The organism is Streptomyces sp. NPDC005438 (assembly GCF_040606315.1).
GTDB lineage: Bacteria > Actinomycetota > Actinomycetes > Streptomycetales > Streptomycetaceae > Streptomyces.
The window spans coordinates 140,725-161,392 of sequence record NZ_JBEXEP010000009.1 but is presented as its reverse complement, the minus strand read 5'-3'; the positions used below and the strand labels follow the sequence as shown (position 1 = coordinate 161,392).

Here is a 20,668-nt window from a genome sequence, read left to right as displayed (position 1 = left end):
CGGCACCGGCCGGACCCCCGCCCACCGCAACCGTCGAAGCAGCCGAAAGCAGGAGCCGTGACCCGCGACCCCCTCCCCCAGCCGTTGACCCTGACCGCCTCCGAGGTCCTCCCCGAGGACGGCCACACCGGCACCCTCCTGGCCCGGGTGTGGAACCCGGTACAGGGCGGCCCCTCCCCCGCCGTGGTGCGCGAGGACGGGGTGTACGACGTGTCCGCCCACTTCCCCACCACCTCCCACCTGTGCGAACTCCCCGACCCCGCCACCGAGTTGGCGAAGGTCGAAGGTCAGCGGGTGGGCTCGGTGGACGAACTGCTGGCCGGCGGCACCCGGCGCCCCGAGCGGCCGGACACCGCGCGGTTCCTCGCCCCGGTCGACCTCCAGCCGGTGAAGGCGGCGGGGGTGACCTTCGCGGTGTCGATGGTCGAGCGGCTGATCGAGGAGCGCGCGGCCGGCGACCCGGAGGCGGCCGTCGCGATCCGGGCCGAACTGGGCGAGGTCATCGGCGGTGACCTGCGTTCCCTGCGGCCCGGCTCACCGGAGGCCGCCGAGGTCAAGCGGGTGCTGGTGGAGCGCGGGGAGTGGAGCCAGTACCTGGAGGTGGGGATCGGCCCCGACGCGGAGATCTTCACCAAGGCGCTGCCCCTGTCGGCGGTGGGGCCGGGCAGCCGGGCCGGGGTGCTGCGCGAGTCCCGCTGGAACAACCCCGAGCCGGAGATCGGCCTGGTGGTGTCCTCCACCGGCACCGTGGTGGGCGCCACCCTGGGCAACGACATCAACCTGCGGGACTACGAGGGACGTTCGGCCCTGCTGCTGCCCAAGGCGAAGGACAACAACGCCTCCTGCGTACTGGGCCCCTTCGTGCGCCTCTTCGACGCCAGCTGCGACCTGGACACGGTGCGGGAGGCCACCGTACGACTGGAGGTGCGCGGCCCGGAGGGGTACCAGCTGTCCGGGGAGTCGGCGCACAGTGAGATCAGCCGCGATCCGGCCGAGCTGGTACGCCAGTTGACCGGGGACGCCCACCAGTACCCGGACGGGGTGGTGCTGCTGTTGGGCACCATGTTCGCCCCCACCGACGACCGGGAGGAGCCCGGCGGCGGCTTCACCCACCGGGTGGGCGACCGGGTCCGCATCAGCACCGCCAGCCTCGGTTCGCTGGTCCACGAGATCGACCACGCCCAGAGCTGCCCGCCCTGGCGGTTCGGCGTACGGGAGCTGATGACGGGGCTGGCCCGACGCGGCCTGCTGTGACCGCACCGGGACGGGCCGGGCGCCTCAGCGGGAGCGGCCGGCGGGTCCCCCGGTGCGGCGCCGCCTCAGGCGCTCTCCCGACGGCGGATCTCGAAGCCCAGGTCCACCGCCGTCTCCTCGGGCGGCTCCCCGCGCATCCGTCGCAACAGCAGTTCGGCGGCCTCCCGCCCTATGGTCGCGTTCGGCAGCGCGACGGTGGTCAGCCCCGGCTGGATCATGCCGGACAGTTCGAAGTCGCCGAAGCCGGTGATGGCCACGTCCTCCGGCACCCGTACCCCCCGGGAACGCGCGGCGAGCACCGCGCCACCGGCGTAGACGTCGGTGGCGAACACCAGCACGTCGGCGTCGGGGTGGGCGGACCGCGCCACGTCCAGGAGCGTGGCGCCGGACTCCAGGGTCAGCGGGTGCGGCGCCGCGTCCACCACACGTTCCGGGGAGTCGGGCCAGAACTCGGCCACCGCCCGGCGGTACCCGTCCAGCCTGCGTAGCGACCGGTGGTCGCCCTCCAGCAACGAGCCGACGAAGCAGGGGCGTTGGTAGCCGTGGTCGTGCAGGAAGGACACCATGGCGTACATGGCGTCCTGGTTGGAGAAGCCCACCAGCAGGTCCACCGGGGAGTCGGTCCAGTCCCAGGTCTCCACCACCGGAACCCCGGACTCACGCAGCATGGTGACCACGCTGTCGCGGTGGATGGCCCCGGTCATCACGAAACCGTCCGGCCGCCGGCCGAGCAGGGACCGGATGAGGGCCTCCTCCAGCTCGTCGTCGTAGTCGGTGTAGCCGAGCAGGAGCTGGTAGCCGGCCGGGGAGAGCACCGAGGACAGCCCGGTGAGCGTCTCGGAGAAGATCGAGGCGGACAGCGAGGGGATCACCGTGGCCACGATCTTGCTGCGGTTGGAGGCGAGGTTGCGGGCGGCGAGGTTGGGGACGTAGCCGCACTCGCGGATGGCCCGCTCCACCCGTTCCCGGGTCGGGGCGCTGACCTCGTCCGGCACCCGCAGCACCCGGGAGACCGTCTGGGAGGAGACGCCGGCCCGTTCCGCGACGTCCCGCAGGGTCACCGACTGCGTGGCGGATCTACGCCGGGCCGAACCCTCGGCACCGTTGCCCCTGGTACCCCTGACCATCCATCGCTCCCCGTCCTCGCACCGAACGCCTCCTCACCCTACGCACCCCCCGGATGCGCGCCGCGCCTGGGCGGCGACCGACGGTGTCGTTGCGTTTCCGTGTCCTCCAGGTTGCCGACAGCCCCTTCTGTTAGCGCTACCGATAGCGCTAACATCAAGCTCGTTCGGAACGGCTCTATCCACTTGTTCCCCACCACGTCACCGGATGACGGTGGATGTCAGGGAACGGCAGAGCAGATCACCACAGACCAGGGCGGGCGCGTACACGGCGCCGCGTCACTGGCGACGGCAGAACAGGGGTTGGCTTGATGAAGGTGCTTGAGGGGATCCGCGTACTGGACCTGTCCGTCGCGATGTCCGGGCCGTTCGCCGCCATGAAGCTGGCCGACCTGGGCGCCGACGTCATCAAGGTCGAGCCGCTGTCCGGCGAGTGGCAGCGGCACGCCGCCGCCGGCGGGGCCCGGGGCAACGAGGTCAACGCCTCCTTCCTCTCCCTCAACCGCAACAAGCGCAGCCTCTCGGTGAACCTCAAGTCGCCGGAGGGCATGGCCACCCTGCACGAGCTGGTCGACACCGCCGACGTCTTCCTGCAGAACTACCGCCCGGGGGTCGCCCGCCGTCTCGGCGTGGACTACGAGACCCTCCGGGCGAGGAAACCCGACCTGGTGTACGTCTCGGTGTCCGGCTACGGGGAGACCGGGCCGTACGCCCAGCGGGCCGGCCAGGACATCCTGCTCCAGGCCATGTCCGGCGCCCTGTTCAGCGCCGGGCGACCCGGCGAGGCCCCGACCCCGGCCCCCTTCTTCCTGGTGGACGCCTTCGCCGCCTACTCCGCCTTCGAGGGGGCGCTGGCCGCCCTGTTCCACCGTCAGCGCACCGGAGAGGGCCAGCTGGTCGAGGTGAACATGCTGGACGCGATCATCGCCGCCCAGGCCCAGGAGATCAGCGTCCGCACCGTCGGCGGAGTCCCGCAGACCCGCACCGAGCACATCCACGCCCACAGCTACATCCGCGCCCCGTACGGCATCTACCCCACCCGGGACGGCTACCTCGCCCTGTCCTTCGCCGAACCCGCCACCCTGGCCACGCTGCTGGACGAACCCCGGCTGGCCCACCTGGACGCCGAGCGGGACGGGTTCACCCACCGCGAGGAGATCTCCTCCCTGGTCGAGGAACGGCTACGGGAGGCGGACACCGCGCACTGGCTGGACGTCCTGGGCGAGGCGGGCGTCTGGTGCGGCCCGGTCTACGACTACGACGACCTGCTCCAGGACCCGCAGGTACGCCACAACCGGTCCTTCGTCACCTACGAGCACCCCACCGAGGGTGAGGTGACCACCCCCGGCTTCCCCTTCCGGCTCAGCGCCAGCCCACAGGCGGTGCTGCGCCCCGCGCCCCGCAACGGCGAGCACACCCGGGAAGTCCTGCACGACCTCGGCCTGGACGAGGAGACCGTGCGCAGGCTGGAGAAGGAGAACGTCATCCACAGCGCTCCCGCCAGCGAGGGCTGACGCCCCGTACCGACCAGGGCCCCCGAGCCGCCGTCCCACCGGACAGCCACGGCCGCAGGGCCGACAGGTCGGCCGAACCGCAACGTGAGATGGTCCATCACAGCAACGGAGCACCCATGGATACGTCCCCACCTCCCGCCGCCACGCGGCAGCAGAACAGCAGAGCACGCCGGGCCGCCTCAGCGTCCGCGGTGGGCAGCCTCGTCGAGTGGTACGACTTCGGCCTCTACGGCGCGGCGGCCACACTGATCTTCAAGGACTACTTCTTCGGCACCGACGACGCCTTCGTGGGTCTGATGGCCGCCTTCGCCACCTTCGCTGTCGGCTACTTCGCCCGCCCCTTCGGCGGCATGGTCTTCGGACACCTCGGAGACCGGATCGGGCGCAAGCCGGTGATGGTCGCCACCCTCGCCCTGATGGGCCTGAGCACCATGCTGATCGGCGTGCTCCCCGGGTACGAGACGGCCGGCTGGTTCGCGCCCTTCCTCCTGGTCGTCCTGCGGCTGCTCCAGGGGCTGGGCGCGGGCGCGGAGTACGCGGGCGCCGTGGTGCTCTCCTCGGAGTCCGCCCCGGCACGGCAACGGGGGTTCTACGCCTCCTGGTCCGGCGCCGGCGTCTGGATCGGCTCCGCCCTGGGCCTCACCGTCTTCCAGCTGATGCTGGAACTCACCGGGGACAGCTTCTACACCTGGGGCTGGCGGCTGCCGTTCCTGCTGAGCGTGGCGCTGCTGGCCGTCTCCCTCTACATCCGGCGCCGGGTGGAGGAGACCGAGGCCTTCGTCAGGACCAAGGAGACCCGGCAGGAGGAGAGCGTGCCCCTGGTCCGGCTGATGCGGACCGAGAAGCGTCGGCTGGCCACCGCCCTGGGCTCCAACGTGATCCTCAGCGGCTACTCGTACATCCCCCAGGTGTGGATCCTCAGCTACCTCACCGAGAACGTCGGGGTGGCGGCCGGGCTGGCCCTGGGCATCAACGCCACCGTGCTGCTGTCCGGCGCGCTGTTCATGCCCTTCTTCGGCTCTCTCGGCGACCGCGTGGGCCGACGCCGGCTGTTCCTGTACGGGACGGGGTTCGGCGTGATCTGGCCGGTACCGATGTTCTGGCTGATCGACAGCCACCACACCGCGCTGATCATCGTGGGCATCGTGGTCTGCTTCGTCGGCGCGGTCGCGGTCTGCTACGCGGCGCAGGCGGCGTTCCTCACCGAGATGTTCCCGCCCGCCATCCGCTACTCCGGCATCGCCTTCGCCCGCGAGACCAGCGGCGCCCTGCTGGCCGGCACCACCCCGCTGGTCGCCACCGGGCTGCTGCACGCCGCCGACCACTGGTGGCCCATCGCCCTGTGCATGGTGGTCTACGCCCTGATCGCGCTGGTGTCGGTGTACTACTCCCGCCACTTCCGCTCCGACGCCCTCCAGGCCGACGGCGACTCCTTCGTACGGGAGGAGGCGTGGACCTCGGACAGTCCCCCTCGGACCCCGGGGCACGCCACCGACCGGGCCGGGAAGGAGGCCGTGCGGCCATGACCCGACTCGTGGAGCGGTACTTCGAGGACTACGTCCTGGACGAGACCGGGGGCGGCGGCTCCCGCACCCTGGACCAGTCCGACGTGAACACCTTCGCCGGGCTGACCATGGACTTCCACCCCGCCCACGTGAACCGGGCCTTCGCCGAGGAACGGTTCGGCGGACGGCTGGTCCACGGGGTGCTGACCTTCGGTCTGGTGGTCGGCCTCACCGTGGAGTACAACCCGCTGGCCGTCGCCTACGGCTACGAACGCGTCCGGTTCCCCCGTCCGGTGCGGGCCGGGGACACCGTCACCGCCACCAGCCTGGTCGTGGACCTGGCCGAACACCGCAGGCCGGGCATCGGCCTAGTGACCAAGCAGTACACCGGCGTCAACCAGGACGGCGAGACGGTCCTGTCCTGCCGTCACGTCCTCGCCGTGGACCGTCGCCCCTGAACCGCCGCCCGGGGCCGGGGGCGAGCGTGCGCGACGGACCGCCCCCGGCCGCGGGCACCCCCGCGCACAGGAAGAAGGAAGCCACACCCATGTCCGTAACCGGAGCCATGTTCCTCGGTGCCCAGCTGTACGTCGGCGACGGTGAGCCGGTCGTCCCGGTGGCGGCGGCCACCGGCGAGGTCCTCCCACCCTCGTACCCCTCGGCCGGCCCCGAGGAGGTGGCCCGCGCCTGCGCGCTGGCCGCCGAGGCCGCCCCCGCCTTCCGGGCCACCGCGCCCGGGGCGCGCGCGGAACTGCTGGAGGCGATCGCCGCGAACATCGAGGCCCTCGGCGAGGAACTGGTGGAACGCGCGGTCGCCGAGTCCGGGCTGCCCACCGGAAGGATCAGCGGCGAAGTCGGGCGCACCACCGGCCAGTTGCGGCTGTTCGCCCGGGAACTGCGCGAGGGCGGCTGGGCCGGGGTACGTGTCGACCCGGCGCTGCCGGACCGGACCCCAGCACCCCGGCCCGACCTGCGGCAGCGGCGACTGGCCCTCGGGCCGGTGGCGGTGTTCGGGGCCAGCAACTTCCCGCTGGCCTTCTCGGTGGCCGGCGGCGACACCGCCTCCGCCCTGGCCGCCGGCTGCCCGGTGGTGGTGAAGGGGCACAACGCCCACCCGGGCACCAGCGAACTGGTGGGCTCCGCCGTGGCGGAGGCCGTCACCGCCGCCGGGCTGCCCCCCGGGGTCTTCTCGTTGCTGTTCGGTACCGGCGACGAGATCGGCGCGGCCCTGGTCGCCGACCCCCGGATCCGGGCGGTCGCCTTCACCGGCTCCCGGGCCGGAGGGCTCGCCCTGTCCCGCATCGCCGCCGCCCGTCCGGTGCCGGTTCCGGTGTACGCCGAGATGAGCAGTGTCAACCCGGTGTTCCTGCTGCCCGGGGCGCTGGCGGCGCGGCCGACCGAACTGGCCCGGGGCTTCGTCGGGTCGCTGACCCTGGGCGCGGGACAGTTCTGCACCAACCCCGGGCTGGTGGTCGCCGTGGAGGGGCCGGGATGGGACTCCTTCGTGTCGACCGTCGTCGAGGAGGTGGCCGCCGCCCCGGCCCAGACCATGCTCACCCCCCGGATCGGCGCGTCCTACCGGGAGGCCACCGGGCGGCTGGCAGCCGACGGGACGGTACGGCACCTCACCCCGGACCGTCCGCACGGAACGCGCGAGGGGGTGCCCCAGGTGTTCTCGGTCACCGCCCGGGACCTGCTGGACCGCCCCGAGCTGGGTCAGGAGACGTTCGGCGCGGCCAGTGTGCTGGTGCGCTGCGCGGACCTGGACGAACTGTTCCGGGTGGCCTCGGAGGTGGAGGGGCAGCTCACCGCGACCGTGCACGGCGAGTTCGGCAGTGCCTCTGGCGGCGCCCCTGAAGGCGCCCCTGACAGCGACCCCGGCAGCGCCCCTGAGGGCGGCACCACCAGCGACCCCGACGGTCCCGGCGACCGGGGGACGGCGGCCCGGCTGCTGCCGGTGCTGGAGACCCTGGCCGGGCGGGTCCTCTTCGACGGCTGGCCCACCGGTGTCGAGGTGGGCCACGCGATGGTGCACGGCGGCCCCTACCCGGCCACCTCCGACAGCCGTACCACCTCGGTGGGGACCCTGGCCGTCGAACGGTTCCTGCGCCCGGTCTGCTACCAGGACGTACCGGACTTCCTCCTGCCCCCGGAGGTGGCCGACGCCAACCCCTACCGCCTGCCCCGCCGGGTGGACGGGCACCGGGAGAGCTGAGCCGCCGCGAGGCCGGGAAGCCGGGAGCGGGTGAAGGAGTCCGGCTTCCCCCCGGTGACCGGGGAAAACCTCCGAACTCTCCTGCTTACGGGCACCAGTTGGGGGCACACGGTCGCCCGGAGGTTGATAATCATGGTTCCTTTGCTTCTCGTCCTGATCCTCGCCCTGCTGCTGTTCGGCGCCGGCTTCGCGCTCAAGGCCCTGTGGTGGATCGCGGCCATCGTGGTGGTCGTCTGGCTGCTCGGCTTCCTGATACGTCCGGCGCGAACCGGTGGCGGGAGAGGACGGTGGTACCGCTGGTAGAGGGGACACCGACCGTCCGCTGACGGTGGGCCCCGCCTGTGGGCCGGGCCACGGAGTGATCCGTGGCCCGGCCCACAGGCGTTTCCCGGGGCTGGTGGGCGCCGTGTTCGCCTGGACGGGCCAGGGCGGGGGCACCTTGGGGGGACACCGATTTCCCCGGCCCGACTTCGGGCACCATGCTGGACCCGACAGCGCTCCGCACGGAAAGCGACCAGGACACCGCACCGATCTTTCCCGGCCACCCTCCGCGAACCCCCACCGCCTCACCAGGCCGTGGAACGGCCGACCGGGACTCCCTTCTCAGCCAGCCCCGTCGACCGCGCCATAGTTTCCTTTCGACGAATGTTGCACTATGGCGATAATGTACGGCGGGCTCCGCGGGGAGTCGGTGCCCCCACCCGGTCGCCGTACGGGCTGGCAGCCGAACGAGAAGCAGGAGACATGGACAGATTCGCCGTCGTGGAGCGGGCGTTGCGCACCGCCGCACCCCACGCCCTGGTGGACGTGGTGACCCGGACGTTGCGCGAGCAGTACGGGGCCCTGGACGCCGAACTGCGCATGGCCGACTACGGGATGCGCACCCTCCAGGTGGTCGAGGCCGTACCGCTGACCTCACAGCCCCTCCCGATCGACGACAGCCCCCAAGGGCGCGCCTTCGGCGCACCCGAGCCCCTGGTCCTCGGCGACCACGCGGCGGGCACCACGGTGGCGCACCTTCCCGTCAGCGTCCGGGGGGACCGGGTGGGCGTCCTGTCGGTCACCTTCCCCCGGGAGGACGACCTGGCCGGACTGCTACCCGAGCTGCGGGAGCTGGCGGAGGCCCTGGGGCACGAGATCACCGTCGCCGAACGGGACACCGACCTGTACGTACGGGCCCGCCGGGCGGCCCGGCTCACCCTCGCCGCCGAGATGCAGTGGCAACTGCTGCCCGGACGCGCTTGCCGGCGCCGCGAGTTCAGCCTCGGCGCCCACCTGGAACCCGCCTACGCCATACACGGCGACAACTTCGACTGGTCGGTCTCCTCCGACCACGTCACGGTGACGGTGACCAACGGCATGGGCGAGGGGATCGAGGCCGCCCTGCTCACCAACCTCGCGGTCAACGCCATGCGCAACGCCCGCCGCGCCGGCCTCGACCTCGCCGGGCAGGCCGCCCTGACCGACCAGGCCCTGTACGCGCAGTACCGCGGCGAGGCCCACGTCTCCATGCTGCTGATGCGGTTCGCGCTGGCCACCGGCGAGGTGGAGGTGGTGGAGGCCGGCTCCCCGCGCGCCTGGCTCGCGCGGGACGGCAAGGTCGACACCCTCGACTTCGACGCCCAGCTCCCACTGGGCATGTTCGAGGACACCCCGTACACCACCGAGCACTTCCGGGTGCACCCCGGCGACCGCCTGCTGGTGGCCAGCGACGGCGTCTACGAGACGGTGTCGAAGGCCGGCGAGCCCTACGGCGACCACGCCCTGGCCCGCTCGGTCACCGCGAACCGGCTGCTTCCGCCCAGCCAGCTCCCCCGTGCCGTACTGCGGGAACTCGCCGAGTACCGGGGAGGCGTCCCGCTGGAGGACGACGCGCTGGTGGTCTGCATGGACTGGCTGGGGCGACCGGACCGGCAACCGGAACACTGACCGCCCGACCCCCGGGCGAAAACGGCTGAGGCGCCTCCCGTCACCAGGGAGGCGCCTCAGCCCGTGTGGGGCGCGAGGTCGGACCGCCAAAGGGGGGCGACGTCCGCACCGCGCCTCGCCACACGCGCCGCGAGCCGCCGGGGGCGACGGGGCGGTCGGCCGACGTACGGCGCCCGCACCGCACCCGCACCCCCGGGGCACGCGCCGGGTCTCAGGCCTGGGTCATGGCGACCCGCAGCCGGTCCAGGCACTTCCGCAGCAGCCGGGAGACGTGCATCTGGGAGATGCCCAGCTCGTTCCCGATCTGCTGCTGGGTGAGCTCCTGGCCGTAGTGGAGGTCGATGATCCGACGCTCCCGCTCGTCCAGCTCCCCCAGCAGGGTCTTCAGCGCGTGGACGTTCTCCACCTTCTCCAGCGCCGGGTCGGAGAACCCCAGGTGTTCGCCGAGCGTCTCCTCGCCCCGGTCACCGCCCTCCCGGCTGACCGGCACGTCGATGGAGCGCGCGGAGTAGCCGTTGGCGGCGATCCGGGCCTCCCCGACCTCCTGCTCGGACAGTTCCAGGTCCTCGGCCAGTTCGGCGGTGGTGGGCGCGCGCCCCAGCTCCGTCTCCAGCCGTTCGTTCGCCCGGGCCAGGGCGATGCGCTGGTCCTGTAGCTTGCGGGGGACGTGCACGGCCCAGGTGTTGTCCCGGAAGAACCGCTTGATCTCGCCGGTGATGTAGGGGATGGCGAAGCTGGTGAACTCCACCTCCCGGTCCACGTCGAACCGGTCGATGGCCTTGATCAGCCCGATGGTGCCCACCTGGACCAGGTCCTCGTGGAGGTCCTCGCGCTGGCGGAAGCGCCGGGTGGCGTAGTTCACCACGGACAGGCCCAGTTCGATGAGGGTGTTGCGCACGTACTGGTACTCCGGGGTGCCCTCCTCCAGCTCGTTCAGCCGTCGCAGGAACACCCGGGTGAGGTCACGGGCGTCAGCGGGGGAGACGGCCCGGGGCTCGGGAACGGCGGGCAGGGGCCCGGGGGCCTCCGGCAGGGGGGTGCCCTCGGTCTCGCCGATCTGGGTGCTGGGAGCGGGGGACGTCGGGACGATCGAGCTCACTACATCCTCCATACGACAACTGTTGGCTTACTGCACCAGTCCACATGCCCGGCCGTACGGGTTTCACGCCCCCTGAATCACGAAGATTCGCCGAGCCGCCCCGAGGACCCCGTACGACGCCCGTCGAACCGGACATTCCTCACTGTCGAAAGGACTCCCGCCCGGATGCGAACGCTGTCTACGCTGACCGCGACCACACGCGTGAAGCACCACCACCGCCGAACGCGTCACCTGTGAGTGGGAGCGGAAAGACGTGGAAGAACTCGGCACCGTCCAGCGGGCCCTGCGCAACGGCCCCCCGGACGCCATGGTGGACACCGTGACCAGGCTGCTGCGCCAGGAGTGCGGGGCCCTGCACGTGGAGCTGCGCATGGCGGACTACTCGGTGCGCGCCCTCCAGACCGTCCACTCCCCCACCACGGACCCGGTCACCATCAGCGACAGCCCCCAGGGTCGGGCCTTCGAGGCCCCCACCCCGCTCACCCTCACCGACCCGGTCTCGCAGACGGTCACCTCCCACATACCGGTGAGCGTCCGGGGCGACCGGATCGGAGTGCTCTCCGTCACCCTCCCCCCGGCCTCCGACGCCGAGGCCCTCACCCCGCAGCTCACCCAGCTGTGCGAGGTGCTCGGCCACGAGATCACCGTCGCCGAACGGGACACCGACCTGTACCTGCGGGCCCGCCGCGCCGCGCGGCTCACCCTCGCCGCCGAGATGCAGTGGCAGCTCCTGCCGAGCCGCACCTGTGTGCGCCGGGAGTTCGTCCTCGGCGGCCACCTGGAGCCGGCCTACGCCATACGCGGCGACAACTTCGACTGGTCGGCCACCGCCGACCAGCTCACCCTGGCCCTCACCAACGGGATGGGCGAGGGGATACGCGCCTCGCTGCTGACCAACCTCGCGGTCAACGCCATGCGCAACGCCCGCCGCGCCGGCCTCGACCTCGCCGAACAGGCCACCCTCACCAACGAGGCGGTGTGCGAGCACTACCGGGGCGAGGAGTACGTCTCCATGCTGCTGCTCCGCTTCGAGCTGGACACCGGGAAGGTCGAGGTGCTGGACGCCGGCTCACCCCGGGCCTGGCTCCGCCGGGACGGGCGGGCCGAGCGGCTCGACTTCGACGCGCAGCCCCCGATGGGCCGGAGCACCGAGGTCACCTACACCACCGAACGCTTCCAACTGCGCCCCGGCGACCGGCTGGTGATGGCCAGCGACGGTGTCTACGACAGCGACGTACCCTCGGGCGAGCGCTTCGGCGACCGCGCGCTGGCCCGCTCCCTGGCCGCCCACCGACTGCTCCCCGCGACCCAGGTGCCCCGCGCGCTGCTGCGCGAACTGTCCGACTACCGCGAGGGGTTGGCGATCGACGACGACGCCCTGGTGGCCTGTGTGGACTGGCACGGACGCGGGGACGAGCCCGGCCCGCACGCACCCGGTCAGGCCGAGTGACCCACGTCCTTGCCGGGCTTCTCGGCCCGCAGCCGCCAGGCCGGCGCGTCGCTCTCCACCGCGTCCCGGAAGGAGGCCAGCCCGTCGTACAGCGCCGCCCGGGCCTTGGGCGGCATCCCGGCGAGGGTCGCGGTGAGCGTCTCCTCCCGCAGGGCCCGCAGATCACGCAGGTACCTGCGGCCCTGGCGGGTGAGGTGCAGCTCCAGTTCCCGTCGGCTGACCTGGCTGGGCACCCGCTCCAGGAAGCCCAGGGCCTCCAGGCGGTCGCACAGCCGGCTGGCCGAGGAGGGCGTGGACCCCAGCAGCTCGCCGAGGGTGCGCAGGTTCATGCCCTCGCCCCGGTCCAGGCAGTACAGCACCCGTAGCTGGGAGGCGGAGACCGGTACGTCCGAGACGGCCTCGCGGCCCCGCTCCCACAGGACCTCCAGCAGCTCGATGACCTCGCTGGCCGTCTCCGCGGCCTCCCGGGCACCCCGACGCCGGGGACGCCCGGCGGAACTCTCACCCGTCACAGCGACCCTCCGAACCGCCCAGGTCCTCTCCAGCCGAGATCCACCCTCACGTTGCGCTCCATCACTGCCAGTTTCCGGTACCGACCTTCCCGTGCGCGCCCGTACACATGGCCGTACACCACCGCGTACGCCACACTCGCACACTCGCCCCACGGCCACCTGTCCGGCCACCGGGGGCTCCGGCCGACCGTGGCGCGAGCGTCTCGCGCGGGCATCGCCCGGAGGATCGTCCGTCGAACGGAGCGGCCACGGAGTGTCGCTCGGCTTCGCGGACGTGGTCGTCACTCAAGTGTGACCAGGGAAGATCTTAGCTTTCCCGCCTCGCCTTGCGGTAGACCCGTGTACCCCGCCGGCCGCCAGGGGCCCCGGCGGCCGGTCCGCCCCAGCCCGTCGAGGCGGTTCCCCCGGTAAGCCCGGTCAGTACGGCCCGTTCGGTCGGACGGCTCGGGCGGTCATCCGGCGTCGCGGCGTACGGCCGGTCCGGTGGGGGGCAACCGGACCTCGACCTCGGGTGGAGGGCCCTCCCCCGCCGCCACGAAGGGCCGGGGCCCGCACAGCCGCCCCGCCTCGACCAGTAACGCCCTCCGGGTGTCCGCCGGCAGCTCGGCGAGGACGCCCCTGAGGCGGCGCAGCCAGCCGGTCCGCATCTCGGAGAGATAGCGCACACCCCGGGGGGTGAGGCGCAGCTCCACCTCCCGACGGTTGACCTCGCTGGTGGAGCGCCGTACGAAGCGCATGTCCTGCAACCGGTCGCACAGCCGGCTCACCGAGGACGGGGTGATGCCGAGCGCGTCCCCCAGGTCGCGCAGGTTGGTGCCCTCGTGGTGGTCGATCACGTACAGGGCCCGCAACTGGGTCGGGGAGACGGTCGGGGTGCCGCCCTGTTCCCAGCCTCGGGCCCGTCGTACCTCCAGCAACTCGACCACCACACAGAGCACTTCGACGGCCTCGCGGTGTCGGCGAGGCGACAGGGCGGTGTTCCACTCCACAGGCGCGCCACTCCCTCGTCTCCGTCCTCTGTGGCGCCGGCGCCCTCACACGCCCGGTGGCCGGCGCTCCTTCGAGGCCCCGTCGGACTTCCGATCCCGCCCGGGTGCCCCCGTTCAGGCCGCTCACGCCTCCGAGTTCCGGGTTTCTGGGTGTGCCGTCGGGGTCCTGTCGTGACCTGTGCGACTCCCCCTGGACAGGCACTGCCACCTCTGTATGATCGCGGTGCAGCAACAGTTGCTCTATAGGAACAGTTGATGGTCTACATGGCACCACGAGCACCCGAACCCGCCCCCAGCACGGCACCCCGACGCCCCGGGCGCGGAGTGACGGCGACGGCCACGGGTTCGGGATGGCGTGTGCCCCGCCGCGTCGCCCCCACGCCCGCCCCGACGGGCACCGGGCGGTCCCCGTTACCCGGACCCGGGCGCGGCAACGCGCCCACCGGGCCGGCCCCCACGCGCCCCGGTCAACCCCCGGTCGCCGTGGGGACCTCCGTACGGAGCTGACGCGGCACTGATCACAAGCGGAAGGACGCCATGCCGAACTCCGACCAGAAGACGAGCGGCGGCGAGAAACGGCCCCGACGCGCGCCGGCCAACGTCGCCATGCGCAGGGCGGCCGAGCAACTGGCCGAGCTGGTGGGCAAGACGGCCGACTCGGTCTCCTCGCTCCAGCCACGGGACGGCGGGTGGACCGCCGACGTCGAGGTGGTGGAGATCGAGCGGGTGCCCGACACCTCAAGCGTCATGGCCACCTACCGCGTGACCCTCGACCCCCGAGGCGAGCTCATGGGCTACGAGCGCACCCGGCGCTACACCCGCAGCCAGGTGGACGGCCGCTCCTGAGGGCGCCTGACCACCGTTCCTCGCGCAGAGAGCAGCACAGCGGGGACGGGCGGAACCCCCGCCCGCCCCCGACCGAGAGAGAGGAACAGCCATGACAGTGATGCAACAGCAGTCCGGCCCGTCGGGCGGCGGTGGAGGCAACCTCTACGACGTCCTCGAACTGATCCTGGACAAGGGGCTCGTCATCGACGCCTTCGTCCGGGTCTCCCTGGTCGGCATCGAGATACTCAAGATCGACGTCCGGGTGGTCGTCGCCAGCGTGGACACCTACCTGCGCTTCGCCGAGGCCTGCAACCGCCTGGACCTGGAGGCCGGCCGCAAGGCGCCCAGCCAGCTGACCGACATCGTCGGCGACTCCGTGGAGAAGGGCGCCAAGGGCAAGTCCAAGGGCGCCCTCACCGGTGCCGTCGAGGCGTTCAGCGAGTCGCTCCAGAAGGGCCGGGACGACGAGGAGGAGGAGACCGCCTCACGTCGCCGGTCCTCCTCGTCCGGTACCCGCCGCACCGCGCGCCGCAAGGAGAACGAGGAGTAATCCATGAGCAGTTACATCTACGCCATCACCCGGACCGACCACCCCACCCGCCTGGACGGACTGGCGCCGGTCGGGGAGGCCGAGGCCCCGCTGCGCGCGGTACGCACCGACACCCTCAGCGCCGTGGTCAGTGACGCGCCGGACAACCTCCGGGCCAAGCGCCGTGACCTCGCCGCCCACCAGGCCGTACTGGAACGGCTGATGGAGGACGGCGCCGTCCTGCCGATGCGCTTCGGCCTGGTGGGCCCCAGCGACGAGGACGTGGTCGCCGCCCTCCGGCAGCACGAGGAGACGTACGACCGGCGGCTGACCGAGGTCGACGGCTGCGTCGAGTACAACGTCAAGGCCACCCGGGACGAGGAGGACCTGCTCCGCGAGATCCTGGGCGACACCGACGAGATACGCCAGCTCCGCGAGCGCGCCCGGGACGAGCGGGCGAGCCACGGGGACAAGGTGCGGCTGGGCGAACTGGTCGCCGCCGAGGTCCGGGTGCGCCAGGACCGCGAGGGCGCCGAACTCGCCGAGCTGCTGGCCGGGAACACCGTCGGGCACACCGTCCTGGACACCCCGAAGGACCACTTCCTCAACGCCTCGTTCCTGGTGCGGCGACAGGACGCCGCCGCCTTCGCCCGACGGGCCCTGGACGAGTCCGAGCGCCGGGGCGAGGCCTACTCGCTCTCGGTGAACGGACCACTCCCGCCCTACAGCTTCGTGTGAGCCCCCGGGCGGGCGCCTCTCATGGGACTGATCACCCAGCTGTTGACCTTCCCCCTCGCCCCGTTGCGGGGCACCGGGTGGGTGCTGGACCAGGTGGTACGCGCGGCCGAGGAGGAGTACTACGACCCGGCCCCCGTACAGCGCGAACTGCGCGCACTGGAGCGGCTGTTGCTCGACGGACAGATCACCGAGGAGGAGTTCGACCGCCGCGAGGACGAACTGCTGGACCGCCTGGAGTGGCTGGAGGCCCAGCGACGGCGACTGCCACCCCGACAGTGAGCGGCCCGCCCGCCCTCACCACCGACGTTTCACAGGAAGGCAGTACCGAATGGAGACCAACGCCAAGATAGGCACCGCGCTCGTGGGGGGCTACCTCCTCGGGCGCACCAAGAAGGCCAAACTCGCCATCGGCCTGGGGCTGGTGCTGGCCGGCAAGAAGCTCAGCCTCGACCCCAAGCAGCTCAGCAGACTGCTGGCCCAGACCCCGGTGGTCAGCCAGCTGACCGGACAGGTGCGTCAGGAACTGCTGGACGGCACCCGCTCGGCCCTCAGCTCCGCCGTCACCCAGCGCATCAGCGGCCTGGCGGACTCCCTCCACGAGCGCACCCGGGTGCTCAACGACCCCCGGGGCGAGGAGCGGGACGACGCCCAGGAGGCGGACTCCCAGGACACCGCGGACGAGGAGGACCGTCGGGACGACGCCGCCGCCGAGGACTCCGGTGGTTCCCGGAAGCGCGCCCCCTCCCGGCGTACCGCCTCCGAACGGGACGAGGAGCAGCCCAAGCGCCGCTCCACCACCAAGGCCGCGCGCTCCGGCTCCGGCCAGGCCGCCAAGAGCGCCAAGTCCGCGACCGGAGCGGCACGTTCGCGGAAGACGGGGTCCTCGGGGGCCGCGTCGAAGACCTCCGCCTCCACCGCCAAGAAGACGGCCTCCGGGAGCCGCAAGGCCTCCGGTACGGCTCGCAAGACCGCCAAGTCCACCTCCTCCCGTGGATCCTCCACCGGAGGGAGCCGTCGTGACTGACTCCACGCTGTCCCGGTTCAAGGACGAAGTGGTCAACAGCCCGGCCACCGACCGCCTGCGCGAGGAGCTGCGGTCGTACGTACAGGCCCGCGCCCTCCAGAGCGTCTCCAACCTCGGCGAGAAGGTCGGCCAGGCGGCCGGCAAGCTCGCCGGCCCCGGCGACGGGGCGGGGATGTTCCAGGGACTGGCCAAGGGGGGCGAGGCCCTCAGCCAGGGCAAGTCGCCCGCCCAGGCCGCGATGAAGGCGGGAACCTCGATGGTCAAGGACAAGCTGAAGCGGGCCCTGGGGATGGGCGGCAAGGGACGGGGCGGTGGCGGCAAGTCCAAGAGCGTCACCATCGTCGAGGACATCGACGTCGGCGTCCCGGTGCGCGAGGCGTACGACCAGTGGACCCAGTTCCAGGAGTTCAGCACCTTCGCCAAGGGGGTCGTCAGCGTCGAGAAGGCGGACGACACCACCAGCAACTGGAAGGTGAAGGTCGCCAAGTCGACCCGTAGCTGGCAGGCGAACGTCACCGAGCAGGTGCCGGACCAGCGCATCAGCTGGACCACCGAGGGCGCCAAGGGAACGGTACGCGGCGTGGTCACCTTCCACGCCCTGACCGACAACCTGACCCGGGTGCTGCTGGTCCTGGAGTACTTCCCCAAGGGGCTGTTCGAGAAGACCGGCAACATCTGGCGGGCCCAGGGGCGCCGGGCACGGCTGGACCTCAAGCTCTACCGCAAGTTCATCATGACGCGCGGAGAGGCCACCGACGGCTGGCGCGGCGAGATCGAGGACGGCGAGGTCGTGGTCAGCCACGAGGAGGCCGTGGAGCGGGAGGAGTCCGAGGGGTCCGACGAGGGAGAGGGGGCGGAGGGCTCAGAGGGGGCCGAGGGGTCCCAGGACACCGAGGACACCGACCCTGAGGACGCCGCGTCTGAGGACGCCGAGGACGGCGAGCCGGAGGAGGACGAGCCCCTGGACGCCGCCGAGGACGGCGACGGCGACGACCAGGAGTCCGACGAACCCGAGGACGAGCCGGAGTTCGACGAGGACGAGGACGAACCCGAGGACGCCGAGGAGCCGGAAGCCTCCCAGGACGCCGAGTACGACGAGGAGCCCGAGGACGAGTCCGAGGACGACGAGGACTCCGACGAGGACGCCGAGTACGACGGCGACTACGACGACGAACCCGAGGACGAGTTCGAGGACGAGTTCGACGAGGAAGCCCCGGCCCGCCGCTGACGGGCCGGCCACACCCGCACAGACAGGAACGACCGCACGTGTCTGATTCGCTGGCCCGCCGTATGGGCCCCTCCGCCGGGACGCACCCGTACGGCGGCCAGGGCTCCTCCGCCAACCTGGCGGACATCCTGGAGCGGGTGCTGGACAAGGGTGTCGTCATCGCCGGCGACATCCAGATCAACCTGCTCGACATCGAGCTGCTCACCATCAAGCTCCGGCTCCTGGTCGCCTCCGTGGACAAGGCCAAGGAGATGGGCATCGACTGGTGGGAGCACGACCCCTCCCTCTCCTCCCACGCCCGGGCCACCCCTCGGGGGCGGACCCCCCGGGCGGTCGAGGAGGGGGAGCCGGAGTCGCTGGCGGCCGAGAACGCCCGGCTCCGCCAGGAGATCGAACGTCTCCGCTCGGACCGCGCGCCGTCGGCCGCCGCCGAGGAGGAAGAGGAGCGATGACCTCTCCCGAACGCCCCGAGGAGCACCCCGACGAGGAACTGAGCTATGTGTACGCCATCGCCACACCCACGCCCGAACTCCGGCGCGCGGCGGAGACGTTGGCCGGCCTGGAGGACCGCGCGGTACGCACCGTGCACGCCCGGGGGCTGGCCGCCGTCGTCTCCTCGGTGCCGTCCTCGGCGTACGGGGAGTCGGCCCTGGCGGCGCGACTGGAGGACCTGGCGCGGCTGGAGGTGATCGCCCGGGGCCACCACGGGGTGGTGGACGCGCTGGCCACCCACGGCACGGTGCTGCCCCTGCGGTTGGCCACCCTGTACCAGGACGACGCCCGGGTGGCGGAGATGCTCGACGCCTCCTCGGAGCGGCTGCACCAACGGCTGGAGCGGCTGTCGGGCCACCTGGAGTGGGGAGTGAAGGTGTACCTCACCGACCCCGCCCCGGCCACCGCGCCCCCGTCCGACACCGCCCGGACAGACGCCGCCCGGACAACGGGCGGTGACAACCCCGGCCGCGCCTATCTGCGGCGCCGGCAGGAGCAACGCAGCCACCTGCGGCAGGCCCAGCACGCCGCCACCCTGGCCGTGGACCGGGTCGCCGAGGCGGCCGGGGCCCACGCCAGCCACCACGCCGCGCACCGTCTCCAGCAGGGCGAACTGGCCACCCACGAGGGGCGGAACATCGCCAACGACGCCTACCTGGTCCTCGGTGAGCGCGCCGAGGCCTTCCTCGCCGCCGTGGAGGAGGCCGGCCGGGGGCTGACCGGGGTACGGGTCGAGGTCACCGGCCCCTGGGCCCCGTACAGCTTCACCGGCCCGCTGACCGACACCGCCCCACCACCGTCCGTCGCGAGGGAGCACGGGGATGGACGCTGACCCGACAGCACGGAACGCCGACGAACCGTCCGCGCTCGCGGGTCAACAGGTCGCCCTCATCGACCTGTTGGACCGGCTGCTGACCGGTGGGGCGGTCCTCACCGGGGACCTGGTGCTGTCCGTCGCGGACGTGGACCTGGTCCGCATCAACCTCCGCGCGGTCATCCACGCCGTCACGCCCGACAGCCCCGCGCCCTGGTGAGGGCGCGGGCCCGTACGGCCCGTCCAGGAGGAGGGACATGTCGCATCCGCCGCCCGAGGAGGAACCGGGCCCGGCCGACCGGTTGGAGCCGGACCACCGGTGGGACGAGGTCGCCCAGGCCGCCGCCCGGGCCTTCGCCCTGCTGCCCGCACCGGCCGACGAGTCCACCTCGCCCAGGCCGCCCCAGCGGCTCAACACCGACCCGGACCACGTCCAACAGGACCTGATCCGGCTGGTGTTGACCATCGTGGAACTCCTGCGCCAGCTGATGGAGCGCACCGCCCTGCACCGGGTGGACCAGGGCGACCTCTCCGAAGAGGAGGAGGAACGCGTCGGGCTCACCCTGATGACGCTCCAGGACCGGATGGCTGACCTGTGCGAGCAGCACGGGTTGACCATGGCGGACCTCAACCTCGACCTGGGCCCGCTGGGTTCGCTGCTGCCGCCGCGCGACTGAGGGCGGCCCGGTCCGTCGTCGTACACCCGCTTCCACCGCTGGTGAAAGGGCGCTGTTCGGTGCCGTCGGTGAAATGAGGGAGCCGGTCCGACACGTCCCCGCGAGATCCGTCAACACCTTTCCGAGGTCCGGTGTTTGACGCCCCGACACGGGGATAGACGAGGGGCACGGACGGGTTGGCGACAGGCCGTCCGGGATCGCCGCAGACAGCACAGCAGACAGCACAAGGGAAAAACGACGTTCGTCCCCGAACACGGCGCGGGGGAATTCCTCCGCACCGTGGAGAACCACCACGCGGACTCCATCTCGCCAGGAGAAGCGGACACGTCGGAAAACGAGCGCCCATTCTGAGGAGGAACAGTGGCGAACAGCACGCGGAAGACGACGAACGCCGCGACCCGTTCGGCCAAGGAGACCGCCAGCTCCGCCAAGCAGGCCGCCAAGTCCGCAGGTGAGAGCACCCTTGAGAACGGCCGGTCGGCCGGGAGGGCGACCGCCGAGACGGTCAGCACCGCCCAGCAGCAGGCCAGGAAAACCCTGGGCAAGATCTCCTCTCGGGCCACCATCGGATGGAATCTGATAAAGCACCGAAAGGCCGTCGCGGTCGGCGCCGCGGCCGGTGTGATTGGTCTCCTCGGCGGCGCCTTCGCGGCCGGCCGTGCGACCGAGAGGTCCGGTCGCGGCCCGGTCACCCGATACACCAAGGGGCGTATCTGATACTCCTCGCTCGGTGACGGATCGCCCTCG

Annotated in this window: 23 protein-coding genes; 19 read left to right on the top strand and 4 right to left on the bottom strand. The window is 72.0% G+C overall.

What is annotated here, in order from left to right:
- The first annotated feature begins 57 nt into the window (after nucleotides 1-57).
- A complete protein-coding gene (locus tag ABZT14_RS19965) occupies nucleotides 58-1,254 on the top strand; it encodes a fumarylacetoacetate hydrolase family protein (protein WP_356304501.1) in 1,197 nt (398 codons plus the stop codon).
- Nucleotides 1,255-1,319: 65 nt separating this feature from the next.
- Here the strand turns inward: ABZT14_RS19965 and ABZT14_RS19960 are convergent, their stop codons facing one another.
- Nucleotides 1,320-2,381 carry a LacI family DNA-binding transcriptional regulator gene (locus ABZT14_RS19960; protein ID WP_356304498.1) on the bottom strand — a complete coding sequence of 354 codons (1,062 nt, stop codon included), beginning with the start codon at nucleotides 2,379-2,381 and terminating at the stop codon, nucleotides 1,320-1,322.
- Between the two features lie 308 nt (nucleotides 2,382-2,689).
- On the opposite strand from ABZT14_RS19960, the gene ABZT14_RS19955 reads away from it, so the two are divergent.
- The 6 genes from ABZT14_RS19955 to ABZT14_RS19930 all read left to right on the top strand — a co-directional run bounded on the left by ABZT14_RS19955 (nucleotide 2,690) and on the right by ABZT14_RS19930 (nucleotide 9,541).
- Nucleotides 2,690-3,892 carry a CoA transferase gene (locus tag ABZT14_RS19955; protein WP_356304494.1) on the top strand — a complete coding sequence of 401 codons (1,203 nt, stop codon included), beginning with the start codon at nucleotides 2,690-2,692 and terminating at the stop codon, nucleotides 3,890-3,892.
- Nucleotides 3,893-4,008: 116 nt separating this feature from the next.
- Nucleotides 4,009-5,418, top strand: coding sequence for an MFS transporter (locus ABZT14_RS19950; protein ID WP_356304491.1), 1,410 nt, complete (start codon nucleotides 4,009-4,011; stop codon nucleotides 5,416-5,418).
- A complete protein-coding gene (locus ABZT14_RS19945) occupies nucleotides 5,415-5,855 on the top strand; it encodes a MaoC family dehydratase (protein WP_356304488.1) in 441 nt (146 codons plus the stop codon). The genes ABZT14_RS19950 and ABZT14_RS19945 overlap by 4 nt, the downstream gene beginning before the upstream one ends.
- A gap of 89 nt (nucleotides 5,856-5,944) precedes the next feature.
- Complete coding sequence (locus tag ABZT14_RS19940; RefSeq protein WP_356304485.1) at nucleotides 5,945-7,612, top strand: aldehyde dehydrogenase (NADP(+)); 1,668 nt, start codon at nucleotides 5,945-5,947, stop codon at nucleotides 7,610-7,612.
- A gap of 132 nt (nucleotides 7,613-7,744) precedes the next feature.
- Complete coding sequence (locus ABZT14_RS19935) at nucleotides 7,745-7,915, top strand: hydrophobic protein (protein WP_356304482.1); 171 nt, start codon at nucleotides 7,745-7,747, stop codon at nucleotides 7,913-7,915.
- A gap of 441 nt (nucleotides 7,916-8,356) precedes the next feature.
- Nucleotides 8,357-9,541 carry a PP2C family protein-serine/threonine phosphatase gene (locus tag ABZT14_RS19930; RefSeq protein ID WP_356304480.1) on the top strand — a complete coding sequence of 395 codons (1,185 nt, stop codon included), beginning with the start codon at nucleotides 8,357-8,359 and terminating at the stop codon, nucleotides 9,539-9,541.
- Nucleotides 9,542-9,752: 211 nt separating this feature from the next.
- On the opposite strand, the gene ABZT14_RS19925 is transcribed toward ABZT14_RS19930, so the two are convergent.
- Nucleotides 9,753-10,652, bottom strand: coding sequence for a SigB/SigF/SigG family RNA polymerase sigma factor (locus ABZT14_RS19925; protein WP_356304477.1), 900 nt, complete (start codon nucleotides 10,650-10,652; stop codon nucleotides 9,753-9,755).
- Nucleotides 10,653-10,893: 241 nt separating this feature from the next.
- Here ABZT14_RS19925 and ABZT14_RS19920 point away from each other — a divergent pair, with 241 nt between their 5' ends.
- Nucleotides 10,894-12,090, top strand: coding sequence for a PP2C family protein-serine/threonine phosphatase (locus ABZT14_RS19920; protein ID WP_356304474.1), 1,197 nt, complete (start codon nucleotides 10,894-10,896; stop codon nucleotides 12,088-12,090).
- Here ABZT14_RS19920 and ABZT14_RS19915 read toward each other — a convergent pair.
- On the bottom strand, nucleotides 12,078-12,602 hold the full coding sequence (locus ABZT14_RS19915) for a MarR family transcriptional regulator (RefSeq protein ID WP_356304471.1): 525 nt from the start codon (nucleotides 12,600-12,602) through the stop codon (nucleotides 12,078-12,080). The genes ABZT14_RS19920 and ABZT14_RS19915 overlap by 13 nt on opposite strands.
- 452 nt (nucleotides 12,603-13,054) lie before the next feature.
- Nucleotides 13,055-13,591, bottom strand: coding sequence for a MarR family transcriptional regulator (locus ABZT14_RS19910; RefSeq protein ID WP_356304468.1), 537 nt, complete (start codon nucleotides 13,589-13,591; stop codon nucleotides 13,055-13,057).
- 537 nt (nucleotides 13,592-14,128) lie between these two features.
- Here ABZT14_RS19910 and ABZT14_RS19905 point away from each other — a divergent pair.
- From ABZT14_RS19905 to ABZT14_RS19855, 11 genes are all read left to right on the top strand, one after another.
- Complete coding sequence (locus ABZT14_RS19905) at nucleotides 14,129-14,437, top strand: gas vesicle protein (RefSeq protein WP_356304466.1); 309 nt, start codon at nucleotides 14,129-14,131, stop codon at nucleotides 14,435-14,437.
- Between the two features lie 91 nt (nucleotides 14,438-14,528).
- Nucleotides 14,529-14,969 (top strand): gas vesicle structural protein GvpA, encoded by a 441-nt coding sequence (locus ABZT14_RS19900; RefSeq protein ID WP_356304463.1) that lies wholly within the window; start codon nucleotides 14,529-14,531, stop codon nucleotides 14,967-14,969.
- Nucleotides 14,970-14,972: 3 nt separating this feature from the next.
- Complete coding sequence (locus ABZT14_RS19895; protein WP_356304460.1) at nucleotides 14,973-15,686, top strand: GvpL/GvpF family gas vesicle protein; 714 nt, start codon at nucleotides 14,973-14,975, stop codon at nucleotides 15,684-15,686.
- Nucleotides 15,687-15,707: 21 nt separating this feature from the next.
- Nucleotides 15,708-15,965, top strand: a complete 258-nt coding sequence (locus tag ABZT14_RS19890) for a gas vesicle protein GvpG (protein ID WP_356304457.1) — start codon at nucleotides 15,708-15,710, stop codon at nucleotides 15,963-15,965.
- A gap of 49 nt (nucleotides 15,966-16,014) precedes the next feature.
- Nucleotides 16,015-16,710, top strand: a complete 696-nt coding sequence (locus ABZT14_RS19885; protein ID WP_356304454.1) for a hypothetical protein — start codon at nucleotides 16,015-16,017, stop codon at nucleotides 16,708-16,710.
- A complete protein-coding gene (locus tag ABZT14_RS19880) occupies nucleotides 16,703-17,938 on the top strand; it encodes an SRPBCC family protein (RefSeq protein WP_356304451.1) in 1,236 nt (411 codons plus the stop codon). Before ABZT14_RS19885 ends, ABZT14_RS19880 begins: the two co-directional genes overlap by 8 nt.
- 62 nt (nucleotides 17,939-18,000) lie before the next feature.
- Nucleotides 18,001-18,390, top strand: coding sequence for a gas vesicle protein (locus tag ABZT14_RS19875; RefSeq protein ID WP_356304730.1), 390 nt, complete (start codon nucleotides 18,001-18,003; stop codon nucleotides 18,388-18,390).
- Nucleotides 18,387-19,262: a GvpL/GvpF family gas vesicle protein gene (locus ABZT14_RS19870; RefSeq protein ID WP_356304448.1), complete on the top strand. Its 876-nt coding sequence runs from the start codon at nucleotides 18,387-18,389 to the stop codon at nucleotides 19,260-19,262. Before ABZT14_RS19875 ends, ABZT14_RS19870 begins: the two co-directional genes overlap by 4 nt.
- Nucleotides 19,252-19,464, top strand: a complete 213-nt coding sequence (locus ABZT14_RS19865) for a gas vesicle protein (protein ID WP_356304445.1) — start codon at nucleotides 19,252-19,254, stop codon at nucleotides 19,462-19,464. The genes ABZT14_RS19870 and ABZT14_RS19865 overlap by 11 nt, the downstream gene beginning before the upstream one ends.
- 37 nt (nucleotides 19,465-19,501) lie before the next feature.
- Complete coding sequence (locus tag ABZT14_RS19860; protein ID WP_356304442.1) at nucleotides 19,502-19,921, top strand: gas vesicle protein K; 420 nt, start codon at nucleotides 19,502-19,504, stop codon at nucleotides 19,919-19,921.
- Nucleotides 19,922-20,281: 360 nt separating this feature from the next.
- A complete protein-coding gene (locus tag ABZT14_RS19855; RefSeq protein WP_356304439.1) occupies nucleotides 20,282-20,638 on the top strand; it encodes a hypothetical protein in 357 nt (118 codons plus the stop codon).
- Nucleotides 20,639-20,668: the final 30 nt, after the last annotated feature.

Coding starts and splice junctions, on each gene's coding strand:
- ABZT14_RS19960 (WP_356304498.1), bottom strand. CDS start 2,381: ATGGTCAGGGGTACCAGGGGCAACGGTGCCGAGGGTTCGGCCCGGCGT.
- ABZT14_RS19955 (WP_356304494.1), top strand. CDS start 2,690: ATGAAGGTGCTTGAGGGGATCCGCGTACTGGACCTGTCCGTCGCGATG.
- ABZT14_RS19950 (WP_356304491.1), top strand. CDS start 4,009: ATGGATACGTCCCCACCTCCCGCCGCCACGCGGCAGCAGAACAGCAGA.
- ABZT14_RS19945 (WP_356304488.1), top strand. CDS start 5,415: ATGACCCGACTCGTGGAGCGGTACTTCGAGGACTACGTCCTGGACGAG.
- ABZT14_RS19940 (WP_356304485.1), top strand. CDS start 5,945: ATGTCCGTAACCGGAGCCATGTTCCTCGGTGCCCAGCTGTACGTCGGC.
- ABZT14_RS19935 (WP_356304482.1), top strand. CDS start 7,745: ATGGTTCCTTTGCTTCTCGTCCTGATCCTCGCCCTGCTGCTGTTCGGC.
- ABZT14_RS19930 (WP_356304480.1), top strand. CDS start 8,357: ATGGACAGATTCGCCGTCGTGGAGCGGGCGTTGCGCACCGCCGCACCC.
- ABZT14_RS19925 (WP_356304477.1), bottom strand. CDS start 10,652: ATGGAGGATGTAGTGAGCTCGATCGTCCCGACGTCCCCCGCTCCCAGC.
- ABZT14_RS19905 (WP_356304466.1), top strand. CDS start 14,129: ATGCCGAACTCCGACCAGAAGACGAGCGGCGGCGAGAAACGGCCCCGA.
- ABZT14_RS19900 (WP_356304463.1), top strand. CDS start 14,529: ATGACAGTGATGCAACAGCAGTCCGGCCCGTCGGGCGGCGGTGGAGGC.
- ABZT14_RS19895 (WP_356304460.1), top strand. CDS start 14,973: ATGAGCAGTTACATCTACGCCATCACCCGGACCGACCACCCCACCCGC.
- ABZT14_RS19890 (WP_356304457.1), top strand. CDS start 15,708: ATGGGACTGATCACCCAGCTGTTGACCTTCCCCCTCGCCCCGTTGCGG.
- ABZT14_RS19885 (WP_356304454.1), top strand. CDS start 16,015: ATGGAGACCAACGCCAAGATAGGCACCGCGCTCGTGGGGGGCTACCTC.
- ABZT14_RS19875 (WP_356304730.1), top strand. CDS start 18,001: ATGGGCCCCTCCGCCGGGACGCACCCGTACGGCGGCCAGGGCTCCTCC.
- ABZT14_RS19870 (WP_356304448.1), top strand. CDS start 18,387: ATGACCTCTCCCGAACGCCCCGAGGAGCACCCCGACGAGGAACTGAGC.
- ABZT14_RS19865 (WP_356304445.1), top strand. CDS start 19,252: ATGGACGCTGACCCGACAGCACGGAACGCCGACGAACCGTCCGCGCTC.
- ABZT14_RS19860 (WP_356304442.1), top strand. CDS start 19,502: ATGTCGCATCCGCCGCCCGAGGAGGAACCGGGCCCGGCCGACCGGTTG.